The organism is Chryseobacterium sp. S0630, assembly GCF_024158915.1.
In the GTDB taxonomy this organism is placed as follows: Bacteria; Bacteroidota; Bacteroidia; order Flavobacteriales; family Weeksellaceae; genus Chryseobacterium.
On record NZ_JAMZGF010000045.1, the window covers coordinates 29,862 to 44,331 of the forward strand.

A 14,470-nucleotide genomic window follows, 5' to 3' on the forward strand; every position below is an offset into this window, starting at 1 on the left:
ACCAATCTTAGAAGTGATTTAAAATATTCGTAATCATTAAAATTGCAGCCAGTGAATACCCTTATAAAACTATTTTTCGTGATCATTCTACTTCCTAACGTAATGATTGCTCAGACTTCAAAAAAAAATTACGAATATTCTATTGATCTTCTTCATATGAACAATGATGAAGTCCGGGTATCTTTTTCGCCCCCAAAGAATAATCTTAAACAGGGCAAATTTATCATTCCCAAACTGGTACCCGGGTTTTATCAGGCTATGAATTTCGGACAATATGTTTCTGATTTCACAGCCACCGATAAAAACGGTAAAAAAGTAGTAACCGAACGTCTGGATAAAAACAGCTGGATGGTACATGATCTTAACCGGGTAAAGAAAATATCTTATCAGGTAGCCGATGGATGGGATTCTCTGGAAAAAGAATCTAATGAGGCAAGATCTGCCGGCAGCATGTTTATAAAAGACAGCGTTTTTGTCATCAATTACAATTCTTTAGTGGGATATTTTGAGGAAATGAAAGATATTCCTTATCAGATTACGATTACCAAGAACAAAGATTTTTATGCTTCTTCTGCTTTAGATTATCAACAGAAAAATAAAAATACGGATATGGTTTGGGCAAAGGACTACCGTGAATTGGTAGATTCTCCTGTTTTATATTCCGTTCCTGATACCACGTGGTTGAAAATAGGTCATACCAAAGTGCTTGTATCGTTCTACAACAAAAAGGAAAGACATTACTCCAAAACGATTGCTCATGAAATAGAAAACATTCTGAAAAATCAGCAGGCTTATCTGGGAGGAACATTACCCGTCAACAAGTATGCTTTTCTGATTTATTATGAATCTTCCAATGAGAATGGGTTTTTAGGAGACGGACTTGAACATTCCCACTCTACAGTCTGCCTGTACCGTTCCGGAAGTATGAAGTTTCTTCCAAATGCCTTAAACAGGGTTGCTTCTCACGAATTTTTCCATGTGGTTACCCCACTCAACATTCATTCAGGAGAAATTCAGCATTATGATTTCCTGAATCCTGTCATGTCTCAACATCTTTGGCTATACGAAGGGATGACGGAGTATGCCACCATTCATATGCCTATCAAACAAAAAATGATCAGTCTGGAAGATTTTGAAAAAAGTCTGGAAGAAAAGATCAATGGTATGAAAGCATTTGACAACACTCTCTCTTTAACAGAAATGAGTAAAAAATCTATGGAAAGGCAGGACCAGTACATGAACTTTTATATGAAAGGAGCATTAATCGGATTGTGTCTGGATATAAGATTAAGAGAACTTTCTAACGGTAAAACAGGAACTCAGGATCTGATGCAAATGCTTATGAAAAAATATGGAGCAGGTAAATATTTTAATGATGATGAGCTTTTTGATGAGATTACAAAAATGACTTATCCCGAAATACGTACTTTTTTCAGAGATTATGTAGCGGGCAATCAACCCATTCCTTTGAAAGAATACCTGGAAAAAGCAGGATTCAACTATGATGAAACTAATGGAAAAGTAACTCCTGTTTCCAATCCCGATTCAAAACAGATTGCATTAAGAAAAGCCTGGATCAATCAGTAGGTTTTGAGGTGAAAGGATGAAATTGCGGAGAGGCCTCCAGAATTTTTTTCCAAAGGCAACATACAAAGTTTAGATTCCTGAATGACAAAGTGGATGAATACATAAAGCGCGTAGTTTGTCTATTCCATAGGAATCTACTCTCTTACTCTCAAACCCTCCTACTCTCAAACCGTAAACCTCTCCCACTCAACAAACCTCGCATCACAAAACTCTCAAACTCCTCTCACCTCATCGGGATTTACAAAAGTTTTAATATATTTAGGAAAAAAATAGATGAGCAATAGTAATTCCCGCAGAAACTTTCTTAAGACAGCTGCTTTAGCAAGCTTTGGAGCATTGGTTTTACCCAATTCTTTATTTGCTTATTCCAATGATTTTAAAACAGATAAAAAAGTCCGCGTCGGTTTTATCGGCGTAGGTCTTCGTGGTCAGGAGCATGTAAAATTACTGGCAAAACGTAGTGATGTAGAGATTGTTGCATTTGCAGATCCTGAAAAAAGAATGCTTGCCGCCTCTCAAAAAATCTTAAAAGACAATAATAAACCGGCTGCTCAGGAGTTTTCCAACGGAGAATATGACTATCGAAATCTTTTAAAATTAAAAACAATAGACGCTGTTGTGATTGCTACTCCATGGGAATGGCATCTTACTCAAGGTGTGGAAGCTATGCGTGCTAAAAAAATTGTGGGCATGGAAGTTTCCGGGGCGATAAAGCTTCAGGACTGCTGGGAATTTGTAAAGGTATATGAGGAAACGAAAGTTCCTATCTTTATGATGGAAAACGTGTGTTACCGAAGAGATATCATGGCTATTCTGAATATGGTCCGTAAAGGAATGTTCGGGGAACTGGTACATGGAAGAGGTGGTTATCAGCATGACCTGAGAGGTGTTCTTTTCAATGATGGAGTTAATCCGTACAATTCCGGGGCTGAATTTGGAGAAAAAGGATTCAGTGAAGCAAAATGGAGAACCGAACATTATGTAAAACGTAATGGAGAGCTTTATCCTACCCATGGATTAGGTCCGGTTGCGATGATGATGGATATCAATCGAGGAAATCGTTTAACAAGGCTTTCTTCATTCTCATCCAAATCTGTAGGCCTTCATAAATATATTGTAGAGCATCCAAAAGGGGGAGAAAACCATCCTAGCGCCAAAGTAAAATTCAACCAGGGAGATATTGTAACCACACAGATTGCCTGTGCCAATGGAGAAACCATTCTTCTTACTCATGATACAAGTTTGCAGAGACCTTATGATCTTGGCTTAAGAGTTCAGGGAACTGAAGGATTGTGGCAGGATTTCGGATGGGGAGATTTCAACCAGGGACACATCTATTTTGAAAAAACAATGAACCATACCCACCGTTGGGATAATACTGAAAAGTGGATGAAAGAATATGATCATCCGATGTGGAAGAAGTTTGAAACTACTGCTGCAGGAGCCGGACATGGAGGAATGGACTTCTTTGTGATGAATACTTTTATTGAATGTATCAAGCGAAATATAGAATTCCCGATGGATGTATATGATCTTGCCTTGTGGTATTCCATTACCCCATTGAGTGAAGAGTCTATTGCCAAAGGCGGTCAGGTGGTTGATATCCCTGATTTTACCAATGGAAAATGGAAAACCCGTAAACCTGTATTTGGAATGACCGATGAGTTCTAGGAAAACATTACTCATATTAGCAGGCGGATTAGGCAGCAGGTACAAAGGACTTAAGCAGATAGACGGAATACTTGATAACGGCTCGCCGATTCTTGAGTATTCTATCTTTGATGCTCTGGAAGCCGGTTTCCAAAAAATAGTTATTATTGTCAACAAACTGATTCCTGAAAGTTATATTGAAAGGCTCAATGGCATTTCAAAAGCTAAAAATTTTGAATTGCTTTGGGTATATCAGGAGATAGACACCATTCCTATTTCACTGGAAGGCTTTGATTATCCCGATCGTGAGAAGCCATGGGGAACTGCTCATGCCGTACTTTGCGCCAAATATTCAATACAGGAGCCTTTTGTGATGATTAATGCAGATGATTTCTACGGAAAAGAAGCCTATCAACTGGCTGCCGATGAAATTAATCATCATTATATTTCAGATATACAATTAGGGATGATTGCTTATCCTGTGGGTACAACATTGAGTGGCAACGGTGCTGTAGCAAGAGGAATATGTACGTTGGATGCTGAAAATTATCTGATCAAAGTAGAGGAACAAACTTCTATTCAAAAGATCAATGATTCCATCATTTATGTTGAAAACGGAGAAAATATAAAATTAGATCCCGAAACATTGGTATCCATGAACTTTTTTATTTTCCATCCTCACATTTTCTGTTATCTGGAAGCCTATTTCTATGATTTCATTGAATCTGATCCACTGCCCAATCAGGAATTTTACATTCCTTCCGCAGTACAAAAAATGATGAACGAAAACAGAGTAAAAGTAAAAGTGAAAGCATCTCCATCCCGATGGATGGGAGTTACCTATGCTGACGATAAAAAGGAAATTATAGATTTTCTGACTTCAGAGATTAAAAATAACAGATACCCGGAAGATTTATGGAGCTAAATGATATTGTTGCAGAATTTATTACTACTGATAATTACGACCTCACTTCTATTACTGATGGATTGATCAATACAACCTATCTTTTGGAAAATAAAGATCAAGGGAAAAAGTTTATTCTACAGAAAATCAACAATCATGTTTTTAAACAGCCGGAAGTGGTCGTTAATAACCATTTAATGATTAATGAAGTTCTCAGGTCAAATAATTATCAATTTGAAATTATAGAACCCATTCCTTCTCTTACCGGTCAAATTCTGGTAAAAGATTCAAATGGTCAGCCATGGCGTATGTTAAGTTTTGTAGAAAACAGTATTACATTCCTTACTGCTCCATCTTTACAGACCGCTTTTGATGCTGCTAAAACCTTCAGTTATTTTCTAAATACTGTAAATACTGAAAAACTACCTGCCATTGAAGATTCTCTTCCCAATTTCCTCAATTTTGAGAAGAGGGTTGCAGATTATAAAGACTCCCTAAAAAATGCTGAGCCTTATTTAAAAGAAAACGCCAAGGCTGAAATAGAAATCACTAATCAGCTTTTGTCCTTACCTGACCGATGGATTGAAATGGAAAAAAACAACCAGATTCCTAAAAGAATTATTCATGCTGATGTAAAAATCAGTAATATTCTCTTTGATCAGAATCATAACCCGTTAGCTGTGATTGATCTGGATACTATGATGATTTCTACTATTTTGTATGATTTCGGAACCATGATTCAGTCCTACACCAATACAACACAGGAAGATGATGGAACTGCTCAAAACAATTTCAACCCTGAAATGTATAAAGTTGTAAAAGAAGGATTTCTATTTCATTTAAAAGAAAAACTGACACCTGAAGAATCTGAGAATCTTGATTATGCGGCACAAGTCGCTATTTATATTCAGGAACTTCGCTTTTTAACGGATTACCTTAACGGAAGCACCTATTATTCTATCATTCATCCTGAACACAATCTGGACAGAACAAAAAACCAATTGGAACTGTTGAAGGGATTGAGAGATTATTTGGAAAGTAAATGATTGCAATTCTTTACTAAGGATTAAATATGATATTTAGATTCCTACGGAATGACAAACACAGCACTTTATTTACCCATACACTTTGTCATTCCGCAGGAATCTGGCTTTATCTTCTCATTCCCAAACTCTCCCACTCTCAAACTCTCCCACTCAATATCCCGAATTCCAGAACTCCTAATCATCCCAAAAACTCAAGAATTTTCTTCCACTCTTCCAACTTCTTTTCAAAGGAAACGGTATGAAGCGGACTTGTAGAAGGCAATAAAAAAATAGGTAGCTTATAGTTTTTTCCCAGTAATTTCTGTAAGTTTTTGTGAGATTTTCCACCATTGCAAAAAATGGCTTTTACATTCGGGTGTTCTTCCAGCAGTTCTGCAATCTGATTGGCTTCTTCGTTCCTGATTTCAGAATCCAGGCTTCCTTTTCTCTCACAGGAATCGATGACATCCCAGAGCGCAATATGATGTTTCCTGATGGTTTCAATTCTTTGCGTGTAATCATCTGTGAATTCTTCGTTGAGCAATTCAAAAATAATTTTCCAGAATTTGTTTTGAGGATGACCATAATACTGTTGTTTTTCCAATGATTTCACTCCGGGAATTGAGCCTAGAATCAGAATCTCAGATTGGGTATCAATAAGAGGGGGAAATGAAGAAATACGATTTTGCATCTTCAAATATAGAGATTTTATTGCTTGCAGATTAGGAAGCTGGAAGAGGGAGGCTGGAAGTTAGTCAGATTATTCATTATAAAAAAAACGGGCTAAAGCCCGTTTCTATTGATATCTTATATTGTCTGTCTATAAAGTTTCCTTCAGCCAATCGAAGAATTCTCTCTGCCATACCAATCCGTTTTGTGGATGAAGTACCCAGTGGTTTTCGTTCGGGAAGTAAACCAGTTTAGATTTTAATCCTCTTAATTTTGCAGCCTGGAAAGCTTCCTGCCCTTGCTCATAAGGAACACGGAAATCAATTCCTCCCTGAACAATCATGATAGGTTTGTTCCATTTTTCTACAAAGTTGCTTGGGTTGAATTCTGTATAGGCTTTTGGAAGTGGTTTTTCCCATGGAGAACCAAGATCCCAGTTTGCAAACCAAAGTTCTTCAGTAGTCAGATACCAGGATTTCATATCAAATAAACCATCATGAGCGATGAATGTTTTGAATCTGTTCTCATGGATTCCAGCTAACATAAATACGCTGTATCCTCCGTAACTAGCTCCTACAGCTGCTACTCTGTCACCATCTACGTAAGGTAAAGTTTTCGCAAAATCTGTTGCTGCAAGATAATCTCTCATTGGCTGTCCGCCCCAGTCTTTTGAAATCTCTTCGTTCCATTTTGTTCCCCAGCCTGGCATCCCTCTTCTGTTTGGAGCCACTACGATATAATCGTTAGCTGTCATGAGAGCAAAGTTCCATCTTACGCTGAAAAACTGAGTAAGAGCAGACTGCGGTCCACCCTGGCAGTATACCAAAGTAGGATATTTTTTGTTCGGGTCAAAGTTCGGTGGATAGTGGAACCACACACCCATTTCTTTACCGTCTGAAGTTTTCACCATTTTAAGTTCAGATTTCCCCTGAGCTAACTTAGCGTATGTTTCTTTGTTCGCTTCAGTTACCTGCTTCATTTCTCCATTTTTAACGTTTACAGAGAATAATTCTGTAGCATGGTTTACGTCTGTTCTTCCTACTAAAAGTGAAGTTTTATTGTCTGTAAAGATTTCGTTTACGTCAAAATCTCCTTTGGTGATCTGTTGTACTTTTGCTGATTTTGAATCCAAAGCAAAAAGTTGTTTCGTCCCTCTGAATGCTGCTGTGAAGTAGATCGTTTTTGAATCAGCTCCCCAAAGCACATCTCCTGAAACACTTTCGTCCCAACCTGAAGTAAGGTTGGTGGTCTTCCCTGACTTCCAGTCCAGGATTTTCACATCATTTTTATCTGCTTCATATCCGTCTCTGGCCATACTCTGCCAGATTAAAGATTTTCCGTCCGGGCTGAACTTAGGGTTTACATCATATCCTTTATTGGATTCTGTAAGGTTTTTGGTAGTCCCTGATGCCAGATCGTAAGCAAAGATATCCGTATTCGTGCTTGTAGAATATTCTTTACCGCTTTTAGGTTTTGTAACATATAAAAGCTGGGCAGAATCCGGGCTCCAGATAAAATCTTCAGCACCACCGAAAGGTCTCTGAGGAGAATCCCATGTTTTTCCTTCCAAAAGATCTTTCGCTCCTTCTACTTTATCGGCTGTATTTACAACAAATACATGGTTGTATTTTCCTTCATTGAAATAATCCCAGTGTCTGTGGTTCAGGTCTGTGTATACCTGAGCTGTTGTTTTAGGAGTATCGCTGAATTTATCTTTCCCCATCACTTTCTCTACCAGTACCTGCTTACTGAAAGCAATTCTCTTCCCATCCGGAGAAATTACAATATTGTCTGCTTCACCAATGGTATAAAATTCTGTCCAGGTTTTTCCGGCATCTTTAGAAAGATAGATTTTATCTCCTTCCTGAGCATAGATTCCGTTTTTATCCCACTGAATAAGGGCTTTTTTTCCGAAATCAATTTTGGAAGACTGGTTATTAAGAACATTCAGAAAATAGTTCTCGTTTTTTGTTTTCTCTGTTTTCAGGTCTACCTGTCCTACTTTGTAGATAAGAGAACCCTGATCTGGTGAAACTGCCTGTACCCCAACTTTTTTCAAAGTCCAAAGAATTTCAGGCGTCATTACTTGTTGTGCATTCATTAAAAGCGGAGCTGCCAAAGCCAGCAGGCTGTACTTAAGTTTCATATGTTGATATTCATTTTTAACGGATGTACAAAATCAGCTGATTTCTTACATCCTTTTATTAAATTCAAAGATTGCCAAAGTTAATATTTAAAATAAAAACGGACTAAAGAATTAACATTAAAATTCTTTTTTCATTGATAAAACCTTTTCGGGGAAAACACCTAATTTTTAAATATAGGGATTTTCTCTGTTACTCTGCATATCTCAAATACTGAAATTTACAATATCAGACGTCCGATATCATCAATTATAACCCAATTAAAATTTTACATTATGAGCACACCAGACACAGGAGATTTTAAAGCAACGCGTGTAGATGCAGGCGCGCCCAATCTTTGGCACGTACACGAAGGTCATTTCAAGTATGGATCCATAAAGGAAACGAGAGTCAATTTTGCAGGCAGAACTCTTGAGCAAATCATGGCAAAGATTGCCGAGAATGAGCCTATTAATGCACCTTACATGAAAACAGACAACCAGGTACGGACTTATGAAGATTGTATAAAATGGATTAAAAAGAATTGTTAAAAAGAATAGGCTGTCCAAACGGGCAGCCTATTGTATAAGATCGTTATTTATATTTTACTCTCCATCTGAGAACATGGAGTTCGCCAGAGAAGTTACGATTGACAATAATATACTGAAGATAAATGCCCACCAGAAACCATCTACCACCATACTGTCTATGAAGTAGTCTGCAATCAGGATAATTCCGGCATTGATTACCAAGGCAAAGAATCCTAAGGTAAGAATGGTCAACGGAAGACCGAACAGACTTAAAATAGGCTTTACAAATATGTTAAGAACCCCAAGTACTATAGCAAAGATAATGGCTGAAGAAAATCCTTCAAAATGTACTCCCGGTAAGATTTTAGTTAAAAGATAAGCAACAATTGCCGTAATAAATAGTCGGATAATTAAGTTCATTGTGATATTTTTTAATGTTTATGGGGTTTGTGGAGCAAAAGCTATTCCATTCCGTAAAAAAAAATGCATTAAAACCCTTTATTAAAGGAATATTTTGTCTTTTATTTCCTTTAATCTCTTATTTTATTTTCATCATGGTGACTAATGAAGTGGCCACATGACTTTCGGAATCAGAACCTTCGGTCTGAACATAGATTTCCGTTCTCACCACAACAATTTTTCCTCCCCCTTTGATGACATAGGATTTTGAAACCAAAGCATCACCCATTGCCGGGCGAAGATAATTTACTTTCAATTCAACGGTCACTACATAACAGTCTTCCGAATAATGGCTCACAGCAGCGTATCCTGAAGAAACATCCACCAGAGAGGCAATCATTGCGCCGTTGAACATTCCTGCTTTTCGGGTCATCATTTCCATTTTAGGGATCTTCATGGAGATAAAATCGGTTTCTACTTCCAGCAGTTCTGCTTTATAAAACTGTAAAGTTTCCGAACGACCAAAGCTGTCTGTAATGAGTTTCTTTTTTTCTGGTGTCATGAATTTTATTTTAAACAAAGGTAAGTGCTACAGCCTTCTTTATCTCAATGATCTTTAATTTTTTCATTAAAAAGCCGCTCCATAAATATGAAACGGCTTCTTTTCAAGGTTTTAACCCTTCTTACACAACAAACGATAACTTTTCAGATGAACCTGACGCTTTCAGATGATGATCTTCTTTGATCATATCAGCGGCTTTTTCACCAATCATAATGGTAGGTGCATTGGTATTCCCGGAAACCACATCCGGCATGATGGATGCATCTGCTACCCTTAATCCTTTTATTCCATATACTCTCAGTCTCGGATCTACTACAGAATGACTGTCAATTCCCATTTTACAAGTTCCGGTCATATGATGATAGGTGGAACATGATTTTTTGATATAATCAATCACTTCTTCTTTTGTTTTTCCTTCTCCGGGATAGATTTCACCGTCATTCCATTCTTTCATAGCTTCTGTTCTTCCCATTTCACGGCATATTTCTACACATTGGTATAGGGCTTCGAGATCAGATTCTTCAGAAAGATACATCGGATTAATCTCTGGTGGTACAGAAGAATCGGAAGAAGTCAGTTTGATATATCCTTTACTGGCAGGTCTGATAAATCCCGCGCAGAACGTAAATGCATTTTCAGGTCCTGTAAAACCGGGGCTATAATAAGGAAGTCCCATGAACAAAGGCTGTAGGTCAGGAAAAACCATTTCTTCTTTGCTTTTCCAGAATAACTGAGCTTCCAGCAGATTGGCTTCCGGGGCTGGAATTTCTTTTTTAGCTTTAAAAATAACACTGGTCAAAAGGTGATCCTGAAGGTTTTTTCCAACTCCTTTCAAATCTTTTACTACCGGGATTCCTACTGATTCCAACTCCTGTTGATCACCAATTCCGGAAAGCATCAGAAGTTTGGCAGATTCTATGGTTCCGCAGGATACAATCACTTCTTTTTCTGCTTCTACTTCTACTAATTCACCGTTTTTCAAATACTGAACTCCAATACATTCATTTTCTTCAAAAATCAGTTTCTGAGCCAATGCATTGGTATGAATATGCAGATTCGGTCTCGATTTTACAGGATCTAAAAACGCTTTCGCCGTAGAACATCTTTTATGATCTTTTCCTACACTAAGGTGATTAAGACCTGCTCCCCAGATTTCTTTATTAAAATCATCTGTCAAAGGATAACCCAGTTCTTTACAGGCTTCAATAGCACTTATTGAAATGGCATTCGGGTGTTTGATACGGCTTACATACAGCGGACCTTCTCCTCCATGAATATCATCTTCACCTTCTTCATGCGTTTCTGATTTCTTAAAATAAGGCAGAACATTTTCCCAGTCCCAGCCCACACATCCTTTATAGGCCCAACTATCATAATCCTGCTGATCCCCTCTGATGTAAATCATTCCATTGATGGAACTTGAACCTCCCAATGTTTTACCACGGGGCCAATATCGTGTATTTCCTCCTGCATGTTCCTGCGCAATGGTATGATAGGCCCAGTCTCTTTCGGTGTTCCATATAGCGGGCCAGCCGGCCTGTTCTTCCACTTCAGCAACTTTATCATCGGGACCTGCCTCCAACAGGAGAACATTTATATTTTCGTTTTCACTTAATCTGTTGGCTATTACAGCGCCTGCCGAACCGGATCCGACAATTATAAAATCGTATTTCATGAGTTCTAACTTATTTTTTAATGCTGATGACTTTAGGAACTGTGACTGCTTTCAATCCTTCCATTCCGAATTCTACTCCATAACCGGATTGTTTTGCACCTCCGAAAGGAACGAACGGATGAATAGCTCCATGTTGATTAATCCAAACTGTTCCTGCTTCCAATTGTGTGGCAACTTTCTGGGCTTCGTCAAGATCATCACTCCAAACAGATGCTCCAAGTCCGTTTTCTGAATCATTGGCTTTGCTGATAGCTTCTTCCAATGTTTTATACTTAATGATTGGCAGCACCGGACCGAACTGCTCTTCGTCTACAATTCTGTCTCCATTATCTACATTTCCAACCAGAGTTACCGGAATAAAGTATCCTTCCAGATCAGGTTTCTGTCCTGTGAATATGAAGTCTGCCCCGATATTTTCAGCATCAAGAATCAGATCCTGAATTTTATCGTACTGCATTTTATTCTGGATAGGTCCTAAAACGCTGGATTCATCGGCTCCGTTCCCCATTGGAATATTGGAGGAATAATCAGCCAACGCTTTAACGACTTTTTCGTAATCATTTTCATGAACGTATAATCTCTTTAAGCATGCACAGGTTTGTCCCATATTCAGGAAAGCACCCCAGAAAATGCTGTCAATATGTTGGGCAATATCAAGTCCGGGTAAAATAATTCCTGCATCATTTCCTCCGCATTCAAGGGTTAGTCGTGCCATATTTTTAGCAGAAGCCTCAATGACTTTCTTCCCTGTGGCAATGGATCCTGTAAACATAATTTTCCCAATTTCCGGATGTGAGGTAAGGTAACCTCCAACGTCTCCTTTTCCTGTAACCACTTGTAAAATATCTTCTGGAAGTACACTGTTAATCACTTTTATCATTTCCAGACTGCAGAAAGTGGTATATTCTGAAGGTTTAATGATCACCGCATTTCCCATTCTCAATGAAGGAATAATCTGCCAGATAGCAATCATCAGAGGCCAGTTCCAGGGAGCAATGGCAGCTACTACTCCAATCGGATTTCTGTATAAAACATCTTTTCGGGTGTCATCTTCAAAAACAATTTCTTCGGGTAAATCCAGTGAAGCAGGAACCTGTGTCCAGCCTACGCAAGCCTGTATTTCAAAGTTTGCCCCAGGACCATTCAACGGTTTTCCCTGCTCTCGGGTGATCCATTCTGCAAGATGTTTTGAATTTTGCTGTAAAGCTTCCGCTACTTTTAATAAAATGTCTTTTCTTTCTGCATCCGGTCTTGCTGACCATAGTTTCTGGGCTTTTTTTGCTTTCTCAATTTTAGCATCAATCTCCTCACGGGAAGTATTGGTTACTTCGCCTATAACCTCTAAGGTAGAAGGATTTAGGGATAAAAACCGGGTATCTGGAGTATGGGTTTCTTTGACTGCTGATGTATTTTCCATTGTTTTAAATTATTTTGTATTTTACGTAGTTCGAAAATGGCAATAACATGATATAAATCATTTACCTATTCTCTATTTTTTTTAACCTAAACTCTACCTATCATGGAAAAGATCGAAGAAAGAACTGTTTTCAACATTCCTTTTGGTGAATTGAATGTGTTTGAAACGAATGTGGTTTGTCATGATTTTCCTTTCTATTTTGAAAAACCTGTCATCACGCTGATGTTGAGTGGCAATAAGATCATTCGCAGTGAGGATGAAACTTTTGAGTTTAATGAAAGAAGTGTATTTATTCCGCCCTGCAACAAGGAATTGAGCATAGATATTCACCCTGTTTTCAAAGAACCCACCAAATGTCTTGTATTAAATATTGAGCAGGAATATATTGACAGTGTATTCGCCGAAGTGATTGAAAACTGGCATCCGGACTGGGACAGAACAGGAATTATGATGAAAGAAAATGCAGTAAAAAAGTTCGTAAGCTCGGATGAGTCTTTGTGGAGAAGCCTTACCAATCTTTATAACAGAAGAATTGACGGGAATCTTCATAATACCTCGGATTTTCTTTTAAGTTTGAGTCTGAAAGAACTGATTTATGAGCTGATGAAAACCAATGCAAAACATATCCTGCTGTATTCTGACAAGACAGAAAATGTGCAGAACGGACTTCAGGAAGTAGTTCATTTTATCAAACAAAATTACAGAGAGCCAATTACCATCAAGAAACTTTCTGTGATTGCAGGAATGAGTGAAGCCAATCTGTTTAAAAAGTTTAAGCATTCTTACAACTGTACTCCGGTAGAATATATTATCCAACTGAGAATAGAACATGCGAAGCAACTTTTAATCAGCAATCCTGAAATTGGAATAAAAAATATATGTTTTGAATCCGGTTTTAATACGTTGGAATATTTTTACAGAAAATTCACTCAGATCACCGGAAAATCACCGAAAAAATTTAAAATAGACTGATAGATAAAGCTGGAAGATGGAAGCGAGAAGATGGAGGTTAGTACCAGTCTTTTTATTTCCGGTAGTTATCATTATTCAATAAAGTAATCATCTTATGTACTGTAAAAAAGTGTTCATTGTTGTAAGTCTTCTCTTATGCTGTCTTTTTCATGCGCAAACGCTGCATTTGTATGGAGGCGCAGATCAGAATCAGTATCTGGGATGCTTAAACTGTGATAATTTTGATAAAAATTCGATTTGGAATAAGTTCGGTGATTATGGAAATACATTGAGTTCAAAATCTATCTGGAACACCTATGGAAACTACGGAAGCACTTATGGACCTTACTCTCCGTGGAATGCTTATGCTTCTTATCCTCCGGCCATTCTGGATCAGGATGGAAATTTCTTTGGATTTCTTACTTTGAATCCTTATAAATCTGAAAGGTCTGAGCTAGAATTAGCTATGATTTTGTGCAAGCATCATGAGGAGATTAAGAGTGATGTTGGAGCCTGGTATGAGAGGTTGTTCCGGTAAACCACCCCGTCAAAAATTCTTTGAATTTTCGCCACCCCTCCGGAAGAGGGGAATTTATACGTCTTCAGTTGGAATATTTGTCAATAAAGTAAAGATGGAGACTGCATAGAAAAGTATAAGGTTAGATTCCTGCTGAATGATAAATACAACGCTTAGCTTATCCGTACAGCTTGTCATTCCGGGGAAATCTCTGTATAGATGGGTTGGAAAACGCAAAGACGCAAATTGTTTCCAAATTGTATGTCTTTAAGGCGCTAAGATTTTATCTCCGATAAAATGGATTACTGGTGCATAATAGCTAGAAAACTGTAAGGCTGGATTATTTCAGAATGACAAATACAACGCTTCGTTTATCCATACACTTTGTCATTCCGTTGGAATCTCTGTATAGATGAGTTGGAGAACGCAAAGACGCAAATTGTTTCCAAATTGTATGTCTT

Annotated in this window: 13 protein-coding genes; 7 read left to right on the plus strand and 6 right to left on the minus strand. The window is 37.9% G+C overall.

The features are described from left to right. Nucleotides 1-51: 51 nt before the first annotated feature. The 4 genes from NK356_RS17490 (at nt 52) to NK356_RS17505 (ending at nt 5,187) form a co-directional block, all read left to right on the plus strand. Nucleotides 52-1,587, plus strand: coding sequence for a peptidase M61 (locus tag NK356_RS17490; RefSeq protein ID WP_156106459.1), 1,536 nt, complete (start codon nt 52-54; stop codon nt 1,585-1,587). A gap of 273 nt (nt 1,588-1,860) precedes the next feature. Continuing rightward, nucleotides 1,861-3,258, plus strand: coding sequence for a Gfo/Idh/MocA family protein (locus tag NK356_RS17495; protein WP_253317583.1), 1,398 nt, complete (start codon nt 1,861-1,863; stop codon nt 3,256-3,258). Next, nucleotides 3,248-4,162, plus strand: a complete 915-nt coding sequence (locus NK356_RS17500; protein ID WP_253317584.1) for a sugar phosphate nucleotidyltransferase — start codon at nt 3,248-3,250, stop codon at nt 4,160-4,162. The genes NK356_RS17495 and NK356_RS17500 overlap by 11 nt, the downstream gene beginning before the upstream one ends. Continuing rightward, nucleotides 4,153-5,187 carry a phosphotransferase enzyme family protein gene (locus tag NK356_RS17505; RefSeq protein WP_034696359.1) on the plus strand — a complete coding sequence of 345 codons (1,035 nt, stop codon included), beginning with the start codon at nt 4,153-4,155 and terminating at the stop codon, nt 5,185-5,187. Before NK356_RS17500 ends, NK356_RS17505 begins: the two co-directional genes overlap by 10 nt. A 178-nt stretch (nt 5,188-5,365) precedes the next feature. Here the strand turns inward: NK356_RS17505 and NK356_RS17510 are convergent, their stop codons facing one another. Further along, a complete protein-coding gene (locus tag NK356_RS17510) occupies nt 5,366-5,857 on the minus strand; it encodes a DNA-deoxyinosine glycosylase (protein WP_034696357.1) in 492 nt (163 codons plus the stop codon). Between the two features lie 129 nt (nt 5,858-5,986). Next, nucleotides 5,987-7,981, minus strand: a complete 1,995-nt coding sequence (locus tag NK356_RS17515) for a S9 family peptidase (protein WP_034696355.1) — start codon at nt 7,979-7,981, stop codon at nt 5,987-5,989. Between the two features lie 273 nt (nt 7,982-8,254). Here NK356_RS17515 and NK356_RS17520 point away from each other — a divergent pair, with 273 nt between their 5' ends. Further along, nucleotides 8,255-8,509, plus strand: a complete 255-nt coding sequence (locus NK356_RS17520; protein WP_156106458.1) for a hypothetical protein — start codon at nt 8,255-8,257, stop codon at nt 8,507-8,509. 54 nt (nt 8,510-8,563) lie between these two features. On the opposite strand, the gene NK356_RS17525 is transcribed toward NK356_RS17520, so the two are convergent. From NK356_RS17525 to NK356_RS17540, 4 genes are all read right to left on the minus strand, one after another. Further along, complete coding sequence (locus tag NK356_RS17525) at nt 8,564-8,908, minus strand: phage holin family protein (RefSeq protein WP_253317585.1); 345 nt, start codon at nt 8,906-8,908, stop codon at nt 8,564-8,566. Between the two features lie 118 nt (nt 8,909-9,026). Then, nucleotides 9,027-9,449, minus strand: coding sequence for a PaaI family thioesterase (locus tag NK356_RS17530; RefSeq protein WP_034696351.1), 423 nt, complete (start codon nt 9,447-9,449; stop codon nt 9,027-9,029). Nucleotides 9,450-9,570: 121 nt separating this feature from the next. Then, the gene (locus tag NK356_RS17535) at nt 9,571-11,124 is read right to left on the minus strand and encodes a GMC family oxidoreductase (protein WP_253317586.1); all 1,554 of its coding nucleotides are present in this window, start codon (nt 11,122-11,124) and stop codon (nt 9,571-9,573) included. Nucleotides 11,125-11,134: 10 nt separating this feature from the next. Further along, complete coding sequence (locus NK356_RS17540) at nt 11,135-12,541, minus strand: aldehyde dehydrogenase family protein (RefSeq protein ID WP_253317587.1); 1,407 nt, start codon at nt 12,539-12,541, stop codon at nt 11,135-11,137. A 102-nt stretch (nt 12,542-12,643) separates the two neighbouring features. On the opposite strand from NK356_RS17540, the gene NK356_RS17545 reads away from it, so the two are divergent. Continuing rightward, nucleotides 12,644-13,513: a helix-turn-helix domain-containing protein gene (locus NK356_RS17545; protein WP_253317588.1), complete on the plus strand. Its 870-nt coding sequence runs from the start codon at nt 12,644-12,646 to the stop codon at nt 13,511-13,513. A gap of 94 nt (nt 13,514-13,607) precedes the next feature. Beyond that, a complete protein-coding gene (locus NK356_RS17550; protein ID WP_034696346.1) occupies nt 13,608-14,030 on the plus strand; it encodes a hypothetical protein in 423 nt (140 codons plus the stop codon). The last annotated feature ends 440 nt before the right edge of the window (nt 14,031-14,470 follow it).